This window comes from Streptomyces sp. NPDC029152, from assembly GCF_055564355.1.
In genome coordinates, this window is sequence record NZ_JBVHWR010000002.1 from 265,750 (window position 1) to 283,845 (window position 18,096).

Consider the following 18,096-nt stretch of genomic DNA (forward strand, 5'->3'; position numbering starts at 1 on the left):
CCGATCCAAGGAGCACACGCATGACCACCACTCCGACCGTCCTGCTCGTCCACGGTGCCTTCGCGGACGCCGGCAGCTGGTCCGGCGTCATCGCGGAGCTGCAGAACCAGGGCATTCCCGTGGTGGCGCCGCCGAACCCGCTGCGCGGCCTGGCCTCCGACGCCGCCTACATCGCCTCGCAGGCCTCCCAGACCGACGGCCCGGTCGTCCTGGTCGGCCACTCCTACGGCGGGGCGGTCATCTCCGTGGCCGGTGCCGCGGAGAACGTCGTGGGCCTGGTCTACATCGCGGCCTACATCCCCGAAGAAGGGGAGAGCCTCGGCGAGCTGCAGGGGCGCTTCCCGCTGTCGCCGCTGACCGGCAATCTCACGGAGAGGACGTACCCGGTCGACGGCGGAGAGCCCGCGGTCGAGGTCACGATCGAGGCCGAGGCGTTCCCGGCCGTCTTCGCCGCCGACGTTCCGGCCGCCGTCACCAAGGTACTGGCGGCGGCACAGCGTCCGCTGGCCGCCTCGACGTTCACGGAGACGGCCTCGGTCGCGGCGTGGAGGACCAAGCCGTCCTGGGCGCTCGTGGCCGGCGCGGACGAGGCGATCAACCCGGAGGTGGAGCGCTTCGGCGCGAAGCGGGCCGGAGCGACGGTCGTCGAGATCGACGGCGCCTCGCACGCCGTCGCGGTCTCCCGGCCCGAGGAGGTCGCCGCGCTGATCCGCGACGCGGTGCGCGCCACCACCTGATACCGCTGTCATCGGCAGCCGGCACGAAGGCCGCGCGGACGTCCCCCGGAGGGACCGCGCGGCCTTCGCGCGTGGTCGTCCCCTGTCCGCCCCCCCCACGGGCGGTGCGGGTGCGGTGCGGCCCGCACTCGCCTTCGGACGGCTCCGGACGGCCGGGCCGACAGCACCTGGTTCCTCCCGACGACGAGGCGTCCCGCGTGTGGCTTCGGGCCGGCCGGCGCGCGGTGGGCGCATCCTCAGAAGGGCCGGGGGAGGGCCGGAGCCCGCCGGCGCACGGATGCCTGCCCGACGGCGAACGCCGGTTTCGACCGCCGTGCGCTGGCGGGCATCGGCGCATGCGCTGTCGGGCAAGTGGACGCCGTGGTGCCGTCTAGCGTCGTCGGAGTACACACAGCACGGCACCGCAGGAGGCGGATCATGACCACCAGCTCCCATCACGTGAGCGGCAGCCAGCCGTGGCTGCACCAGAAGGGCGAGGTGATCCAGGACTTCGGGACCGTCAAGCAGTTCCCGCTCGGCCTGTCGTACGAGGCCCGGATGTACTCCTGCCAGCGCCTGAACAAGGTCCTGGCGGACACACAGATCCTGTACGGCCTCTACAAGAAGCACCACTGGCTGATGCGCGGCGCGACCTTCTACCAGCTGCACCTGGTGCTGGACAAGCACGCGGGTGAGCAGCTGGAACTCGTCGACGCCCTGGCCGAGCGCGTGCAGTCACTCGGCGGCGTCGCGGTGGGCGACCCCCGCCACGTCGCGGAGATCACGTCGATCCCGAGGCCCCCGGACGGCGTGGAGGAGGTCCCCGCGATGCTGTCGCGGCTCCTGGAAGCCCACGAGACCATTCTCGTCGAGGCCCACGACGCCGCCGCGCGCACCGCCGAACTGGGCGACGACGGCACCAACGACCTCTTCGTCTCGCAGGTGATCAGGACCGGCGAGCTGCAGTCCTGGTTCCTGGCCGAACACCTGGTGGACACGCCCCTCGTCCGCTCCTGAACCCACTGCGCCGACGCCCGAGCCGCTGCTCGTGCCCGCATACGATGCAGCGGTGACGGTCGTCTTCGCACGGGGCGAGGCGCTGGGCGAGCGGGAGCTGACGATGGATCTGCGGCAGATGGAAGTCATCGTCGCGGTGGCCGACACGGGCGGCTTCACGGCGGCGGCGCGGCGCCTGCACGTGGTCCAGTCCGCGGTGTCCGGCACGGTCCGGTCCCTGGAACGCGAATTGGGCACTCCCCTCTTCGACCGCACCACGCACCGCGTCGCCCTGACCCCGGCGGGCGAAGCCTTCGTCCCCGCCGCCCGGGCCACCCTGCGCGCCGCCGAACTGACCCGGGAAGCGGTCGACGCCGTCAAGGGACAGCTACGCGGACGGATCACGGTCGGCACCATGCAAGGCGTATGGGCAGGGCTGCACCACGCACTGGCCGCGCTGCGTACGGAGCACCCAGGCGTCGTGGTGCAGCTACGGCAGGCCGCGGTCGCCGACATCCGCCAGGCCCTGCGCGACGGCACCGTGGACCTGGCGGTCGTGGCACTGGACCGGCAACAGCAACGCGGACTGACCACCCGCCTGTTGTCCCGCGAGGACATGGTGCTCGTGGCCTCGCCCCGCAGGGAACTCCCCACGACGAAGCCGAACGGCGAGGTCGACCTCGCCGACCTCGCCCGACTGCCCGTGGTCGACTTCTCGCCGGGCTGGGCCATCCGCTACGCGGTCGACCGGGCCTTCCGCGCCGCCGGCGTCGAACACAGCACGACGTTCGAGGTGAACGACATCGTCGCGGCGGCCGAACTGGTCCGCAACGACCTGGGCGTGTGCATCATGCCCAGGTCGATCGCGGACCGGTTCGACGACCTGCGCCGGCACCCGTTCCGGCGGCACGCCCCGAACTGGAAGATCATGGTGGTACGGCCTCCCGGAGAGGCGCCCCCCGCAGTCGCCGCGCTGCTGAAGCACATCACATGACAGGATCCGGACGGACGGCACCCGCTTCGACGACCCGCAGTGGTGCCGGGGACGGCGGTGGTGCGGGGGGTGTCCAGCGGGCCGTGAGCGCCCGGCCGGACCGGACAGGCAGGCCGTCGTGGGGGCCGACGGCTCGTACGCGGAGGTCCTCGACGCCGGTCGAATGGTTCAGCCCCTCGTCACCGTCACGTCCGGCACCTTGCCGGGGCTTCTGATCTGCACGCACGTTCGAGCAGCTCGCCGTCCGCGCGAACACATCCAACAAGGCGAGACGTATCGTCTTGTCATATGGCTCCTCGTGACGTACTGTCCTTCACATGGGTTCCCTGTGAGATCACCGGCGCCGACCGCGTAGAGCAGTGCTCCGCCGTCGCCGCGCCTCGCCGCGCAGCCGTCCACCCCGATCCGGCCCGGGCCGAAGCCCGCACGGCCAGGAGGGATCCGATCTTGCACACCTCACAAGTCGCTCTCTGCCACGTCACCAAGCGCTACCCCGGCCGCACCGTGCTGGACCACGTCTCCTTCACGCTGAAGCCGGGCGAGAAGGCCGGGCTGATCGGCGACAACGGCGCCGGCAAGTCCACGCTCCTCAGGCTCGTCGCAGGTCGGGAGCGTCCGGACAGCGGCGAGGTGACCGTGACCGCCGCAGGCGGCGTCGGCTATCTGCCGCAGACCCTTCCCCTGCCCCCGACCGCCACCGTCCAGGACGCCGTCGACCTGGCCCTTGCGGACCTGCGTGCTCTGGAGGCGGAGCTGCGCCGGGCCGAGCAGGAGCTCGGTGACGGCGAGGACCCGGCGGCCCTCGCCGCCTACGCCGCGCTCCTCGGACGCTACGAGGCCCGAGGCGGATACGACGCCGACCACCGGGTGGACATCGCGCTGCACCACCTGGGCCTGCCGGCTCTCTGCCGTGAGCGCCGGCTCGGCACCCTCTCCGGCGGCGAGCGCTCCCGCCTCGCCCTGGCCGGCGTCCTCGCCGGCCGCCCGGAGCTGCTGCTTCTGGACGAGCCGACGAACGACCTGGACGATCGGGCCGTGGAATGGCTGGAGGCGCAACTGCGGGCGCACCGCGGCACGGTGCTCGCGGTCACCCACGACCGCGTCTTCCTGGAGCGCCTGACGACCACGGTCCTGGAGGCCGAGGAGGGAAAGGTCACCCGCTACGGCGACGGCTACACCGGCTACCGCACGGCGAAGGCGGCGGAGCGCCGCCGCCGGCTCCAGGAGCACGAGGAGTGGCGGTCCGAACTGGTCCGCAACGAGCGGCTGGCCGCCGGCCACGCTGTCCGCCTCGCCACGATCCCGCGCAAGGCGCCGCCGGCCAACTTCGGCCACGGCGGCTTCCGGGCCCGCGGCCGGGCGCACGGTGCGATGGCCCGCATCCGCAACGCCCGCGAGCGGGTCGAGCGGCTGACCGCGAACCCGGTGACGCCGCCGCCGGACCCGCTGGCCTTCACGGCGCGCATGGCGACGGCGGGGAACGCGGCGGACGGAGGCACCGGCACCGCCTCCGCCGAACTCCCCGCCGCCCAGCTGTCGGACGTACGGGTGGGAAACCGCCTGCACCTGCGCTCCCTCACCCTCGGCCGCAGCGGCCGGCTCCTCGTCACCGGCCCCAGCGGCGCCGGCAAGACGACGCTGCTGAAGCTGCTCGCCGGTGAGCTGCGGCCGGACCAGGGCTCGGTGCGGGTGCCCGGCCGGGTGGGTCATCTGCGCCAGGACGAGACGCCGTGGCCGCCGGATCTGACGGTGGCCGAGGCGTTCGGGCTGGGTCGCGTGGGCTTTGCCGACGAGCACGCCGACGCCCTGCTCGCCCTCGGCCTCTTCCGCCCCGCGGAACTGCGGCTGCGCATGGGGGAGCTGTCGTACGGCCAGCGCCGCCGCGTGGATCTGGCACGACTGGTCTCGGAGCCCGCCGACCTCCTGCTGCTCGACGAGCCGACGAACCACCTGTCACCGGCGCTGGTCGAGGAACTGGAGGAGGCACTGACCGGCTACCCGGGGGCGATCGTGCTGGTCACCCACGATCGCGCACTGCGGGCGCGGTTCCAGGGCGATCATCTGCAACTTCCGGAGGCCGGAAGGGTCCTGACGGCGTGATGGATTGCTGCCCCCCTCCGTCCGGCCGAGAAGGGTTCTCCCGGCCGTCGTGAACCCCGTCGGCCACGTGCGGCTCGTGCGGTGCCGCGGCCGGCCTGCCCGTGGCACCGCGCGAACCGCTCACGGACAAGGACCGGGGCGGCGCCGATGCCGCGCGTGCGGCAGGGACCGGCGGGGCCGCGTGCGAGGGTGCGGCGGAACAGGCGACGGGGCGCGTCCGTCACCACGGGGCAGGCGACCGAGGCGGCCCCGGAGGGCTTCTTCGCCGGGCGGTACGGGTGATGAGCGGCCGGACCGCACCGCGAAGGTGAACAGGGCTGCGGCGCGACGGGCCTCGAAGCGCAGTCGCCGTCCGGCCGGGGAAGGACGGCCGGGCCCCTCTCCCGGGGAGGCCGGCCGTCACCGTGCGCGGCGCGTCACGGGCCGGTGGCCCGAGGGGACCGGGCGGTGGCCAGGTGTTCGGTGGTCTCCACCAGGGAGACGGTGAAGGGGTGCCGCGGCTCGGTCAGCACGCGCCGCGCCGGGCCCTGTTCCACCAGCGCGCCCGCGTCCAGCACGGCGACACGGTGGGCCAGGGCGGCCGTGTCCAGGTCGTGGGTGATCAGGACCAGGGACAGGTCGTCGCGGTCGCGGACCAGCGCGGTCAGGGCGTCGAGGATGCTCCGGCGGGTGACCGTGTCGAGCCCGGAGGTGACCTCGTCACAGACGAGGACGCGGGGGTGGGCCAGCAGCGCGCGGGCCAGGGCCGCCCGCTGGAGTTCGCCCCCGGAGAGCCCGCCCGGACGACGCCGCACCAGTTCCTCGGCGAGCCCGAGGCGGCCCAGCGTGGCCAGTGCCTCCCGCGTCGCGGCGTCCGTGTCGGTGCCGCGCAGGCGGATCGCCGTGCGGGCGACCTGCGTCAAGACCGGACGGTGCTCGTCGAAGGCGTCGCGCGCATCCTGGAAGACGTACTGCACCGCCGCGAGCCGGCCGCGGTCGCGGTCGCGCAGGCTGCGGGGGAGCGGTACGCCGTCGAGGAGGACCTCCCCGTCGTGGTCGCGGTGCAACCCGGCCAGGCAGCGGGCCAGGGTGGTCTTGCCGCTGCCCGACCGGCCGACCACGGCCAGGCACTCGCCGGCGCGCAGGTCCAGTTCGGTCACGCGGAGCACCACGGCCGGACCCCGCGCACCGTCGCGGTGGCGGGCGGTCAGCCCCCGGATCCGCAGCACCGGCGGACCGCCGCCCACGGGGCCCTCCGGTGGCCGGAACCCCCTCTCGGCGTCCAGGAGTTCGCGGGTCCACGCGTGCCGCGGCGTTCGCCACACCCGCTCGGCCGGACCCGATTCGACGACCCGGCCCGCCCGCATGACGAGCACGTCGTCGGCGAGGGCACGGACGACGTCGAGGTCGTGACTGAGCAGGACGACGCCGATGCCGCGGGCCGCGACCGTCGCGAACTGCTCGACGATGCGGCTCTTGGTCAGGGCGTCCTGCCCGGTGGTCGGTTCGTCGGCGACGACGACCCGCGCGCCGAGCAGCAACGCCTGGGCGAGTACGACACGCTGTTGCTGGCCTCCGGAGAGCTGGTGCGGGTAGCGCCGCAGCAGCGACCCGGCGCCGGAGAGCTGGGCCTCTTCGAGGGCCCGCAGGACGCGTTCGCGGGCCGCCGCCCGGCGCCGGCCGCGCGGCAGCTCGCGCACCTGGGCGCGGGCGATGTCGGTGAGCAGCGCGGAGACGCGGCGGGCGGGGTTGAGCACGGTCGCCGGATGCTGGGGGACGTAACCGACCGGCCCGGTGCCGGGCAGGTGCACCTCGCCGGTGACCCGGGCGCCGGGCGGGTACTCACCGAGCAGGGCGAGCCCGGTGGTGGTCTTGCCGCTGCCGGACGCACCGACCAGGGCCGTGACCCTGCCGGGCAGGACGTCGAGGCTCACGCCGTCCACGACGGCCCGGCCGTCGAACTCGACGCGCAGGTCGCGGATCCGCGCCACGGCACGCGCGGCGGCACCGCTGCCGTCACCGGTCCCCGCCACATCGGCTGCCTCGTTCACGGGCGTGCTTCCTTCCTCCGCGTCCGGCTCCCGCCGCTGTCCAGCGCGGCGTCGAAGAGCAGGTTGGTGCCCGTGGTCAGGGCGACGATCAGCAGGGCGGGGACGACCACGGCCCACGGCTGGACGAACAGACCGGTGCGGTTGCGGTCCACCATCACGGCCCAGTCGGCGGCGTCCGGCGCCACCCCGACGCCGAGGAACGCCGCCGTGGCGACCAGGTAGAGCACCCCGGTCAGCCGCGTCCCGGCGTCGGCGGCCAGCGTGCGCAGCATGGAGCAGCCGACGTAGCCGACGGCGATACGCCCCCACGTCTCGCCCTGCATGCGCAGCGCCTCCACGGCGGGACGCGCGGCGGCCTCGGCGGCGGCGGCGCGCACCAGACGGGCCGCGTCGGGCACGTTGACCAGCGTGACCAGCAGCGCCAGACCCACGGGCCCGGGCGAGAACACGGTCGCCGTCAGAAGGACCAGCAGCAGCGACGGCACGGCGAGCACCACGTCCAGCGGCCGCATCAGCAGCTCCTCCAGCCGACGGCGGTGGGTGAGCGCGACGAACAGCCCCACGGGCAGGGCCACGGCGTACGCGAGGACGGTCGCGGCGAGCGCGGTCAGCACGACCGGTCGTCCGCCGTGCAACACCTGCCTCCACACGTCACGGCCGACGAAGTCGGTGCCCAGCCAGTGGCCGCCGCCGACGGTGAACGACACGCCCCGCGGCCCCGGTTCCCCCGCGAACAGCGGACCGAGGAGGGCGAGGGCCAGCGGCACGGTGACGACGGCGAGACCGAAGGCGAAACGGCCCGTACGCGGCTCGTTCACGCGGCCGCCCCCGCCCGCGGCGCCAGCCGGTGTGCCACCAGATCGGCGCCCAGGTTCAGTACGACGGTCAGGACGCCGAACACCACGGCGAGCCCCTGCACCACGGGCACGTCGCGCTCGGCGACGGCTCCCAGCAGCACCGTGCCGAGACCCGGGATCACGAACAGCGCCTCCACGACGATGACACCGCACAGCAGCCAGTCGACGGTGCGGGCGAGCTGCTGGGCGGCGGGAGCGGCGGCGTTCGGCAGCGCGTGGGCGTAGCGGACGCGGACGCCGGGGACGCCGTACCGGCGGGCCTGGGCGACGTACGGGGAGGCGAGCGCCTCGATCATGCCGGCGCGCACCAGCCGCGCCAGGGAGCACACCGGCCGCGACAGCAGGACCAGCACGGGCAGCACCAGTGCCGCCGGGTGCCCGAGCAGGTCGGTGCCGTGACCGACGGCGGTCGGCGGCAGCCAGCCCAGCCGCAGCGCGAACACCGTCACCAGCAGCACCCCGAAGGCGAACTCGGGCACCGCGTACACGCCGAGCGTCACCGAGCTGATCAGCCGGTCGGCGAACCGCCCCTCGTGACGGGCGGCCAGCACTCCGAGCCCGACGCCGGCCGGCACCAGCAGCGCCACGGTGAGCGCCGCCAGCACCAGGGTCGGCCCGAAACCGTCGGCGATGTACCGGCCGACCGGCCGCCCCGAGGCCAGGGAGGTGCCGAGGTCGCCGTGGAGCAGCCCAGCCGTCCACTCCGCCAGCCGCTCCCACGCCGGTCGGTCCAGCTCCATCGCCTCCCGGATGGCCTCGATGCGGGCCGGGTCGGGCTGGTCCCCGGCGAGGGCGACGGCGGCGTCGCCCGGCAGTGCCTCGGTGAGCGCGAAGACCAGCAGCACCACGGCCACGGTCTGCACGGCACCGGTGATCAGCCTCCGGGCGACGAGGCGCAGTCCGCTCACGCCAGCCACACCTTGTCGAACCGGGCCCAGTCGAGGGTGTTGGCGGGCGCGTCCGTCTCGACCCCGCGGACGGCGCGCGCGGTGCCGATGATCCAGTCGGCGAAGCCCCAGACGAGGAAGCCGCCCTCCGCGTACAGGCGGCGCTGCATCCGCTCGTACACCGCGGTCCGGGCGGCCTTGTCACGGGTGGACTGGGCCTGCTGGTACAAGGCGTCGAAGTCCTTGTGCCGCCACTTGGTGGCGTTGGTGGTGGAGCCGGTGAGCAGCCGCTGGGAGATGTGCGCCTCGATGGGCATGGCGCCGGAGCGGTAGCAGCACAGGGTGCCGCTGTCGAGGATGTCGCTCCAGTAGGAGTCCTTGCTGCCCGTCCTCACCTCGACGGTGACGCCCGCCTTCCTCGCCTGGTCGCGGAAGATGCCGGCGGCCTCGATGAACCCGGCGGCGACGGCGGAGGTGTCCAGGGTGACCCGGAGGTCCTCGGCGCCGGCCCGCTTGAGCAGGGCGCGGGCCTTGCCGAGGTCCTGCTCGCGCTGGGGCAGGCCGTCGGCGTAGTACTCGTAGCCCTTGCCGAACAGGTCGTTGCCCACCTCGCCGGCGCCGGACAGGGCGCCGGCGACCAGTTCCGCGCGGTCGGCGATGAGGAAGAACGCCTGGCGGACCCGCTTGTCGTCGAAGGGCGGCCGGTCGGTCTTCATGCAGAACGCCTGCATGGTGCTGCCACGCAGCCGCACGATCTCGATCCGTCCCCTGCCCTCGTGGGCGCGGGCGGTGGTGGGGTTCAGCTCGTGGGCGTACTCGACCTGCCCGCCGAGCAGGGCGTTGACGCGGGCCGACTCCTCGTTGGCGGTGACGAACTCGATCTCGTCCAGGTACGGGGCGCCGTCCCAGTAGTCGTCGTTGCGGCGGAACACCGCGGAGCGGCCCGGGGCGAACGACACGAAGCGGAACGGGCCGGAACCGACCGGTCTCCTGTCGAAGTCGGCCGCGCCCTCGGGCACGATGTACGCCCCGAACGCGGCCATGACGTCGGGGAACTCGGCGGTGGGCCGCTTGAGGACGAACTCCACCGTCCGCCGCCCCGTGGCCCGGCTCGCGTCGAGGTCGATGGGCTCCAGGGACGCCTTGGCGCGGAACGCCCGCTCCGGGTCGGCGATGCGGCGGTAGCTGTACAGCACGTCCTCGGCCGTGACCGGACCGCCGTCGTGGAAGGCGGCCTCGCGCAGGGTGACCCGCCAGCGGTCCAGGGTCTTGTTCGGCTCCCACCTCTCGGCGAGGCGGGGCCGGGCGGACAGGTCGGCGCCGTAGTCGGCGAGCTTGTCGAAGAGGGCCTTGGCGCGGGCCACGTCGGCGAACAGGTTGGACAGGTGCGGGTCGAGGGTCTCGCCGGCGCCGCCGCCCACGAACGCGGCCCGCAGCCGCCCACCCCGCTTCGGGACGCCGCCCTTGTCCGCGCCGTGGCCGCCGTCGCCGGAGCCGACGCACCCGGTGAGGGCCGGCGCGCCGAGCGAGCCGGCCACGCCGGCGGCGAGGAAGCCGCGCCGGCGCAGGCCCGGGAAGCGGTCGCGGGAGGGTCGGTGACGGGACGTCATGTCGTACATGCGGAATTCCTCGGGTGGGTGTCGGTGGATGCGTGCCGGAAGGTGTCAGGAGGCGGGGCCGGCCAGGCGGGCCACCACGTGCAGCCGGTCGGCGTCGGTGGTGCGGCCGGGTTCCAGGCCCTCGTGCCAGGGCGGTTCAGTGCGCGGGCCGGGCCCGTCGTGCAGCTCCAGCACCTCGAAGCCGTGGGCGGTCAGCACGTACCGCAGCTCCTGCGGGAACAGCAGTCGCCACGCCGAACGCTGCTCGACGGGCTCCGGCACGCCGTCGACGGTCCACACGCGGGTGCGGCGCAGCAACTGGGCCGCGCGGTCCACGGTGAGCGTCGTGGTGGAGCGGTAGCGCACGCCCCGCCGGACGAACGCGTGGACGGCGGGGGCGTCGAGCAGGTCGGTGCGGCCGAGGAAGTACGCGCCGTTGCGCATCTCCGCGACGAGCAGGCCGCCCGGGCACAGCGCGCGGCGGCAGGAGGCGAGGAAGCCGTCGAGCTGGTCGTTGGTGTGGCAGTACAGCAGCGCGCTGTCCAGGCACACCACGGCGTCGTACACCCCCCGGCCGAGGTCGAAGCCGTGCAGGTCCGCCCGCACGTACTCCGGTCCCGGATGGCGGACGCGGGCGTGGGCGAGCATCGCCTCGGAGAGGTCGGCGCCGGTCACCCGCCGGCCGGCACCGTGCAGACGGGCGGCGTCGCGGCCGGTGCCGCAGCCCATGTCCAGCACACGCGGCCCCGCTCCGTGCCGGCGCAGGCAGTCCTCCGCCCAGCGCCCGGCCAGCCGCCCGGGGTCGGGGAAACGGGCCTCGTACAGCCCGGGGTCGTCCGTGAGCAGGTTGCGGGCGCTCGCGGTCGTCGTCATGGCGGTGTCCCTCCTCAGGCCGTCGCGGGTACGACGGGCTTCGACGGCGTGGGCAGCGACCCGAGCCGGTGCAGCCAGGTCACCCCCAGCGCGGACGCGAGCCCGAACAGGACGCAGCACCCCCACGGCAGCCAGCCGGCGCCGCTCCGCTCCCCGACGTCCATGGCCCGGCCGACGACCGTGTTGCCCACGGCGGCGGCGATGCCCGAGACGACGTAGAAGACGCCGAAGCAGGTGCCGGTCAGCTCGGGGCGGGCGAAGCCGGGGATCAGCTCCATCACGAAGGGCTGGGCGACCATCACCCCGAGGTGGAGCAGCAGCGCCCCGGCCAGTACCGGCAGGGCGCGCAGCACCGCGTCCGCCGTGCCGTCCGGCCCGCCGGAGGCGGCGGGGACCAGGACGGGCGGCAGGAACGCCAGCGCCATCAGCCCCAGCCCCGCCGCGATCCAGCGGGCCCGGTCCCCCCGCTCCTTCAGGACGCGGGTGAGGCGCAGTTGCAAGGAGAGGTTGGCGAGGGTGCCCACGAGGAGGACGAGCCCGGCGGCGCCCTCCCAGCCGGTGGCCCGGCGCGCGCCGTCGGGCAGCAGCAGGTAGAGCTGGTTCTCCAGGGTGAACATGCCGACCATGGCGAGCGCGAAGGCGAGGAAGGCCCGGTTGCCGAGGACCTCCCGCCAGTCGCCGAGCACCGTGCCCCCGCTCGGCGCGGTCCTCCGCGCCGGCAGGACCAGGGCCTGCGCGACGGTGAGGACGGCGAAGACACCGGCGGCGGTCAGGGCCGAGGCGCGGAAGTCCACCAGGAGCAGCGCGCCGCCCAGCAGCGGCCCGACCAGCGCTCCGGTGGTGGCGAACACGTTGAACAGGGCGAACGCCTCCGCCTTGCGCTCGTCGGCCTCCTGGGCGATGTAGGCGCGCACGGCGGGGTTGAACAGCGCCCCGGCGAAGCCGCTGAGCACGGACGCGGCGAGCAGCACCGCCAGGTCGTCGCCCAGCGCGAACAGCGCGAACCCGACGGTGCGCAGCGCGCAGCCGGCGATGATGACGCCGCGTGCGCCGAGCCGGTCGGAGGCGGAGCCGCCGACGACGAACAGGCCCTGCTGACTGAGGTTGCGGATGCCGAGGACGCCCCCGACGACCGCCGCCGACATGCCGAGGTTCTCGGTCAGGTGGGTGGCGAGGTAGGGGATGAGCAGGTAGAAGCCGGTGTTGACGCCGAACTGGTTCACCAGCAGCAGCCGCACCGCGAGCGGGAAGCGGCGCATCTCACGCCACGTCTGCACGGCTCACCCCCCGCGGCCGTACACCCAGCCCGGGCAGCCCGCCGGCCCGCACCCGGCCGTCCTCGCCGCCGATGCCGGTCCATGGATCGTGCGCGAGCAGCAGATGCCCGTCCAGGTCGGCCCAGCGGGCCCGCCCCGCGAGGTGCACGGCGGGCGCGAGACCGAGGCTGCTCGCGGTGAGGCACCCCAGCATCAGCTCGGTGCCGCTGTCCTCGACCGCCTCGGCGATGCGCAGCGCCGCGTGCGTCCCGCCGCACTTGGCGAGCTTGACGTTGACGCCGTGGACGCGGCCGGCCAGCCGCCGCACGTCCTCCGGCGACACGGCGTCCTCGTCGGCGATGACCGGCAGCGGCGAGCGGGCGGCCAGCGCCGCCAGCGCCTCCGGGTCACCCGGCGCGAGCGGCTGCTCGACGGCCTCGACGCCGAGGTCGGCGAACCGTGGCAGCAGCGCCCCCGCCACCGTCGCGCTCCACGCGCCGTTGGGGTCCAGCAGCAGCCGGGCCCGGGGCGCGGCGGCCCGGACGGCACGCACCCGCTCGACGTCGTCCTCGGGATCGGGCGAGCCCGCCTTGACCTTGATCACCTCGAAGCCGCTCGCCGCGAGGGAACGGGCCTGCGCCGCCGCACGCGCGGGGGAGGTGATGCCGATCGTGCGCGCGGTGGCGGCGACCGGGGCCCCGGGCGTGCCGAGCAGCCGGTGGACGGGACGGCCGGCGCGTTTGCCGGCGAGGTCGAGCAGGGCGGCCTCGACGGCGGCGGTGACGGCCGGGGGAGTGCCGTCGCCGGGCCACTCGCCCGCGTGCAGGGACTCCAGCGCGCTCTCGGGCCCGGGGAAGCGGGCGAGGGCCGCGCCGGCGTCGGCGAGGAGCCGTTCCAGCCGTGCCGCGTCGAGACCGTAGTAGACGCTGGTGACGGCCTCACCGTGCCCGGTGGCGCCCTCGTGCGTGATGCTCAGCCACACGGCCTCGCGGGCGGACATCGTGGAGCGGGAGATGCGCAGCGGCTCGGCCAGTTCGAGCCGTACGGTGCGCAGGCCGGCCTTCATGGGTTCCTTTCCGGGGGATGTGGAGAGGGGGCGTCCCCCAGCGGGTCGGTGACGCGGGCGCACCGCGTCCAGCCGGTGGCCTCGACCGCGTACGGGTGCGGGATCTCCACGGGACGGGTGGCCGCCGTGGCGGGGTCGAGGCCGTGGGCGGCGGCGAAGTCGTCGTCGTAGACGGTGCCGAGATAGCGGTGCGGACCGTCGGGGAAGACGGTGGCGACGACCGCGCCGGGATGGACGCGGGCCGCCCAGGCGGCGACGCGGGCGGCGGCGCCCGTGCTCCAGCCGCCGCTGACGAAGCTTCCGCGGGCCAGCCGGCGGCAGGCGTCCACGGCCTCCGCCGGGCCGACCCAGTGCACCTCGTCGAACGCGTCGTAGGCGACGTTGCGCGGGTGGATGCTGCTGCCCAGCCCTCGCATCAGCCGGGGCCGGGCGGGCTGGCCGAAGATGGTGGAGCCGGTGGAGTCGACACCGATCAGCCGCAGCGCGGGCCAGTGCCGGCGCAGCGGGCCGATGATGCCGGCACTGTGTCCGCCGGTGCCGACGCTGCACACCAGGACGTCCAGGTGGTCGAGCTGCGCGGCGAGTTCGGCGGCCAGGGAGGCGTAACCGGCGGTGTTGTCGGGGTTGTTGTACTGGTCGGGCCAGTACGCGCCGGGCAGGACGGTCAGCAGCTCCCGCAGCCGGGCCAGGCGCGCCGCCTGCCAGCCGCCCTGCGGTGCGGGCCGGTCCACGATCTCCAGCCGCACCCCGTGGGCGCGCAGCAACTGCCGCATGGACGGCTCCAGTTCACTGTCCCCGACCAGCACGACGGGGTGGCCGAGGGCCTGTCCCGCGAAGGCCAGGCCGATGCCCAGGGTGCCCGAGGTGGACTCCACCACCGGGGCGCCGGGGCGCAGCTCGCCGCGCTCGCGGGCACCCATCAGCATGGACACCGCGGCCCGGGCCTTCATCCCGCCCGCGGAGAGCCCTTCGAGCTTGGCCCAGAACCCGGGGTGCGGTCCGGGGAGCCGGGCCGTGACGCGCACGACGGGCGTGCGACCGAGCAGGGCGAGCAGCTCCGGACGGGCGACGGGGCGGACGGCGGTCGCGGCGGGGGCGGTCACCGGGCGCCTCCCGGACGGCCGGCGCGGTAGCGGTGGAGCGTGCCGGGACCGCCGTCCAGCCAGAAGAACGGGTACGGCTCCGCGCACACCGCGCTCACCCCGTGCCCGAGGAGGCGGGGCAGCACGGCGCTGCCGGTCTGGGCGAACATCACCAGCTGCTTGCCGTGCCGCAGCGCGTGCGTGCGCAGGGGCTCGAAGGTCCCGTTGCCCAGCGTCATCCCGGACACCAGCAGCGCGTCGCACCGGCCGGCCTCGGCGAGCGCGTCGGTGACGACCGGCTCGCCCCACTCGGTGACCCCGCCCTTGAGGTCGCACGGCACGTGTTCCAGGCCCCGCGCCCGTAGCGCCTCCAGCAAGGAGTTGACCACCCCCACCACGAGCACCCTCGCCCCCGGCGGCAGGTCCAGCAGCTCGGTCACCGCCCGCGCCCGGGCCCGGGACTTCTCCAGCGACGTCCCGGCGGGCAGCGTCACGGCCCGTGCCCCGTGCTCCGGGGTGTGCGGGGTGACGTGCATCAGGTAGGCGTCCAGCGCCGCCACGCGCACCGGGGGCAGTGGATGCTCCAGCAGCCGGGCCACGTCCGCGCCGACGCAGTCCTCGACCGCGCCGTCGGCCAGTGCCCCGGGCTCGACGGCGCAACTGCCGACGGCCTCGGCCAGACGCAGGCTGAGCACCTCGTTGCGGTAACCGGTGCCGCGTCCGTGGTGCCGTACGGCCTGCCGCGTGGTGAAGGCCACGGCGATCCGCAGACCGGCCGGGTCCGGGCCCAGCTCACCGGCGAGGGCCCGCTCCACGAGCGCGTCGTACGTCGTCGCACCGGCGGGCGCGGCGGTGGCGGAGGTCATCGGATCACCAGCCCGGAGCGCACCTCGGCGAGCAGCGTCTCGACCCGGGCGCGGGCGCCGGGCCCGCCTGTGTCGCCGGCCATGACGTGCCCGAGGTACTCGTTGTTGCTGCCGGCCTCCTTCACCTGCAGGCCGGGCTCGGCGAGCTGCACCTCCAGCACGTCCGGCAGGGAGCGCAGGCCACTGCCGTCCAAGGCCTCGAGGGTGCCCGCGCGGTCCGGCACGAGGAACCCGACGGCCGCGCTGCGCAGCCCGGTACCGGTGCGCCTGAGGTCGGGGGCGCGGCCCAGGGAGACGTCGACGAAGACCGCGGCGAGGTCGATTCCGGTGACGTGGCGGACCAGCTCGGTGATGCGGTTGCCGGCGGGCCGGGGGTTGACCTCGACCACGCGCGGTCCGGCGGAGGTCAACTTGATCTCGGTGTGCGCGACGACGCCCTCGCTCAGGCCGAGCGCCTCGAGGGCGGCGAGCGCGGTCCGCTCCGCCGCTTCGGCCTGCGCGGCCGGCAGGGCGGCGGGGAACATGTGGCCGGTCTCGATGAACGCGGGAGTCCCGCCGACACTCTTGTCGGTCACTCCCACCACCTGGACGACGCCCGCGTGCGAGACGGTCTCGACGCTCACCTCCGGGCCGTCCAGGAGTTCCTCCAGGAGCACCGCGGGCGCCCGCCGCTGTCCCCGCGCGTTGACCGGGAAACCGGACAGCGCCCTTACGGCGTCGGCGAGTTGCTCCTCGTCGTCCACCCGCCGCACGTACATGCCCGCGCACAGGTCGACGGGCTTGACGACCAGCGGATAACCGATCTCCCGCGCCGCCCGCGCGAGCCCGGCCCACTCCTCGTGCACCGCGAAGCGCGGCCCGGGTACCCCGGCGTCGGCCAGCACCCGGCGGGTGGCGTCCTTGCGGCAGGCGTCGCGGATCCCCTGCGCGTTCGGCCCGGGCAGGCCGAGCCGTTCGGCCACCGCCGCCACCGTCGGCAGGTAGTAGTCGCAGCACGTGAGCACTCCGTCGAACTCCAGCGCCGCGTGCAGCCGCTCCAGTTGGGGCAGCAGCGCCTCGGTGTCGTTGGTGTCGGCCGTGATCACATGGCGTGCCCCGAGCAGCGGGTGGGCCGTGCCCTCGGGCGCCGAGCGCAGGTAGTGGTGGAGATCGCGGGTGAGGAACGTGAACTCGTGCCCGCTCTCCCGGACCGCCCGTGGCAGCAGCCTGCTCATCGATCCGACCCAGCTCTCGACCATCAACAGATGAGCCACAGCTCCCCTTCTCGTGCCGTTGCGTTGCGGTACATGCGTCAGGACAGCCCGGTGGTACCGCCGTCGGGCGGCGACCGGGCTTCGCCGACGAACACGTTAACGGTAATCATTTTCATCTGTCACCCTTTCAGGCCACCTCTTCTTCCGCTCCGTCCCTTTGGAGGCCCTGTGATCCCTCGTGTCCACCGCTCGGCCCCGCTGTGCGACCCGGCGGCGACCGCCGTGACCGTCCTGCCCGCCGCCCCGCCCCGTCCCGTCCTGCCCCGTCCCGCCCGGGCCGCGGCCCCGCCGTCCTGCGCTTCGGCCCGCGCGGCACCGGGCTCGGCACACCCGTCGGCTGCGGCCCGATGGATGCTCTTCGGCGGCCCCGGCGCGGCCCCCGTCCCGGTCGGACCGGTGGACGGGCGGGCCACCTCGGTTCCTGCGGCGGTCACCTCGGCGATCCCGCGACTCCTCGTCTCGGTGCCGCCGGTGGTCCTCATCCGGATGCCGTGCGTCTTCGCGGGGCGGAGTGCGAAGGAGTGGCATCGGGTGAGGCGTCCCGGTGGCGCGGCGCGGGAATCTCCGGCGCCCGGAGGCGAGAAGGCCGTGGGAGTGGCTTCCCGTCCTGCAGCCGTGCTGTCCGCTCTCGTCGGGCGGGAGTTGCGGGCGGTGCCCGAGGGCCGCCTCGGCGACCCTTCCCCGTCTGCCGTGCACGAGTTCGTGAGGCCTGTCCCGTCGGCGCGCTCCGAAGGGACCGGGTCCCGCGGGACTCGTCCTGCCGCGTGCTGCCGGGAGCCGGCCGGCAAAACCGCCTTGACCTCGACCGAACTCGAGGTTCTACGGTGATCGCGTTCCGTCGGTCACGAGGAGGAGAGGCACGTGAGCGTGACGCTCAGGGAGTACTCGCAGGAGGAGCTGGCTGCCCAGCCCATCGGCGCATGGGCCGGCATGGCGAGCCGGCTGGTGGTCGGAGCCCTCCGTGAGCAGTTGGCGGTGGAGGGCCTCACACAGCCTCACTGGTGGACGCTGAACCACGTCGCCGGGGAGCCGGGCAGGTGGACCCGCGCAGCGTTGATCGAGCGGCTGGCGAAGTGGGACGACCTCGGGATCGACTTCCACGGTGTCTTCGACGACCTCGTCGCCCGCGGTTGGCTGGTGGAGGACGCAGGGCTCATGACTCTGACCGAGGCGGGGGAGGAGGGGCGCGCTCGGGCCGGGGAGCGCAACTTGCGCGTGCATCAGCAGACGCACGAAGGCGTTGACCCGGCCGACTTCGTGATCACGATCAACGTCCTGCGCCGCATGGTCGCCAATCTGGGCGGCGACGGCGACCTGCCGGACTGACGGGCGCCGCGAGCCGTCCGTCGGCCGGCCGGGCCGGCGCACCGTCCGGTCGGTGACGGCCGGGCACGGTCTCCGCCCCTTCACCGTCACCGGCTTCGGCGCTCCCGCCGGCGCATGCCACCGCGGTGGTGGCCGCCGGACGAGAAGGCCCGGTGGCCTCTTCGATGCCGCTGAAGCCGTCGTGGCACCGGGGCCC

The 18,096-nt window shown here is 74.5% G+C and carries 15 protein-coding genes; 5 read left to right on the top strand and 10 right to left on the bottom strand.

Annotated elements, in window-relative coordinates; translation table 11 throughout:
• Window positions 1–20 precede the first annotated feature (20 nt).
• The 4 genes from ACZ4V6_RS05070 to ACZ4V6_RS05085 all read left to right on the top strand — a co-directional run bounded on the left by ACZ4V6_RS05070 (window position 21) and on the right by ACZ4V6_RS05085 (window position 4,806).
• The gene (locus ACZ4V6_RS05070) at window positions 21–737 is read left to right on the top strand and encodes an alpha/beta fold hydrolase (RefSeq protein WP_467822604.1); all 717 of its coding nucleotides are present in this window, start codon (window positions 21–23) and stop codon (window positions 735–737) included.
• A 417-nt stretch (window positions 738–1,154) separates the two neighbouring features.
• The gene (locus ACZ4V6_RS05075; RefSeq protein WP_467822605.1) at window positions 1,155–1,733 is read left to right on the top strand and encodes a Dps family protein; all 579 of its coding nucleotides are present in this window, start codon (window positions 1,155–1,157) and stop codon (window positions 1,731–1,733) included.
• Window positions 1,734–1,785: 52 nt separating this feature from the next.
• Window positions 1,786–2,706: a LysR family transcriptional regulator gene (locus ACZ4V6_RS05080; protein WP_467822606.1), complete on the top strand. Its 921-nt coding sequence runs from the start codon at window positions 1,786–1,788 to the stop codon at window positions 2,704–2,706.
• 447 nt (window positions 2,707–3,153) lie between these two features.
• Entirely contained in the window at window positions 3,154–4,806 is a 1,653-nt protein-coding gene (locus ACZ4V6_RS05085) for a TlrC/CarA/OleB/SrmB family ABC-F type ribosomal protection protein (protein WP_467822608.1), read from the top strand.
• Between the two features lie 416 nt (window positions 4,807–5,222).
• Here the strand turns inward: ACZ4V6_RS05085 and ACZ4V6_RS05090 are convergent, their stop codons facing one another.
• Genes ACZ4V6_RS05090 through ACZ4V6_RS05135 form a run of 10 tightly spaced genes read right to left on the bottom strand, consistent with a single transcriptional unit; the run spans window position 5,223 to window position 16,574 of the window.
• On the bottom strand, window positions 5,223–6,836 hold the full coding sequence (locus ACZ4V6_RS05090; protein ID WP_467822610.1) for an ABC transporter ATP-binding protein: 1,614 nt from the start codon (window positions 6,834–6,836) through the stop codon (window positions 5,223–5,225).
• Window positions 6,833–7,654, bottom strand: coding sequence for an ABC transporter permease (locus ACZ4V6_RS05095; RefSeq protein WP_467822611.1), 822 nt, complete (start codon window positions 7,652–7,654; stop codon window positions 6,833–6,835). The genes ACZ4V6_RS05090 and ACZ4V6_RS05095 overlap by 4 nt, the downstream gene beginning before the upstream one ends.
• A complete protein-coding gene (locus ACZ4V6_RS05100; protein WP_467822612.1) occupies window positions 7,651–8,601 on the bottom strand; it encodes an ABC transporter permease in 951 nt (316 codons plus the stop codon). The genes ACZ4V6_RS05095 and ACZ4V6_RS05100 overlap by 4 nt, the downstream gene beginning before the upstream one ends.
• A complete protein-coding gene (locus ACZ4V6_RS05105) occupies window positions 8,598–10,199 on the bottom strand; it encodes an ABC transporter substrate-binding protein (protein WP_467822614.1) in 1,602 nt (533 codons plus the stop codon). The genes ACZ4V6_RS05100 and ACZ4V6_RS05105 overlap by 4 nt, the downstream gene beginning before the upstream one ends.
• 45 nt (window positions 10,200–10,244) lie before the next feature.
• Entirely contained in the window at window positions 10,245–11,051 is an 807-nt protein-coding gene (locus tag ACZ4V6_RS05110) for a class I SAM-dependent DNA methyltransferase (protein ID WP_467822615.1), read from the bottom strand.
• A 14-nt stretch (window positions 11,052–11,065) separates the two neighbouring features.
• Window positions 11,066–12,328, bottom strand: coding sequence for an MFS transporter (locus ACZ4V6_RS05115; RefSeq protein WP_467822617.1), 1,263 nt, complete (start codon window positions 12,326–12,328; stop codon window positions 11,066–11,068).
• On the bottom strand, window positions 12,312–13,373 hold the full coding sequence (locus ACZ4V6_RS05120) for an enolase C-terminal domain-like protein (RefSeq protein WP_467822618.1): 1,062 nt from the start codon (window positions 13,371–13,373) through the stop codon (window positions 12,312–12,314). The genes ACZ4V6_RS05115 and ACZ4V6_RS05120 overlap by 17 nt, the downstream gene beginning before the upstream one ends.
• Entirely contained in the window at window positions 13,370–14,476 is a 1,107-nt protein-coding gene (locus ACZ4V6_RS05125) for a PLP-dependent cysteine synthase family protein (protein WP_467822620.1), read from the bottom strand. The genes ACZ4V6_RS05120 and ACZ4V6_RS05125 overlap by 4 nt, the downstream gene beginning before the upstream one ends.
• Window positions 14,473–15,321: a Rossmann-like domain-containing protein gene (locus ACZ4V6_RS05130; protein ID WP_467822621.1), complete on the bottom strand. Its 849-nt coding sequence runs from the start codon at window positions 15,319–15,321 to the stop codon at window positions 14,473–14,475. The genes ACZ4V6_RS05125 and ACZ4V6_RS05130 overlap by 4 nt, the downstream gene beginning before the upstream one ends.
• Complete coding sequence (locus ACZ4V6_RS05135; RefSeq protein WP_467822623.1) at window positions 15,318–16,574, bottom strand: ATP-grasp domain-containing protein; 1,257 nt, start codon at window positions 16,572–16,574, stop codon at window positions 15,318–15,320. The genes ACZ4V6_RS05130 and ACZ4V6_RS05135 overlap by 4 nt, the downstream gene beginning before the upstream one ends.
• Before the next feature lie 861 nt (window positions 16,575–17,435).
• Between ACZ4V6_RS05135 and ACZ4V6_RS05140 the strand changes: the two genes are divergently transcribed.
• The gene (locus ACZ4V6_RS05140) at window positions 17,436–17,900 is read left to right on the top strand and encodes a MarR family transcriptional regulator (RefSeq protein ID WP_467822624.1); all 465 of its coding nucleotides are present in this window, start codon (window positions 17,436–17,438) and stop codon (window positions 17,898–17,900) included.
• Window positions 17,901–18,096 lie beyond the last annotated feature (196 nt).

Coding starts and splice junctions, on each gene's coding strand:
- ACZ4V6_RS05070 (WP_467822604.1), top strand. CDS start 21: ATGACCACCACTCCGACCGTCCTGCTCGTCCACGGTGCCTTCGCGGAC.
- ACZ4V6_RS05075 (WP_467822605.1), top strand. CDS start 1,155: ATGACCACCAGCTCCCATCACGTGAGCGGCAGCCAGCCGTGGCTGCAC.
- ACZ4V6_RS05120 (WP_467822618.1), bottom strand. CDS start 13,373: ATGAAGGCCGGCCTGCGCACCGTACGGCTCGAACTGGCCGAGCCGCTG.
- ACZ4V6_RS05105 (WP_467822614.1), bottom strand. CDS start 10,199: ATGTACGACATGACGTCCCGTCACCGACCCTCCCGCGACCGCTTCCCG.
- ACZ4V6_RS05110 (WP_467822615.1), bottom strand. CDS start 11,051: ATGACGACGACCGCGAGCGCCCGCAACCTGCTCACGGACGACCCCGGG.
- ACZ4V6_RS05130 (WP_467822621.1), bottom strand. CDS start 15,321: ATGACCTCCGCCACCGCCGCGCCCGCCGGTGCGACGACGTACGACGCG.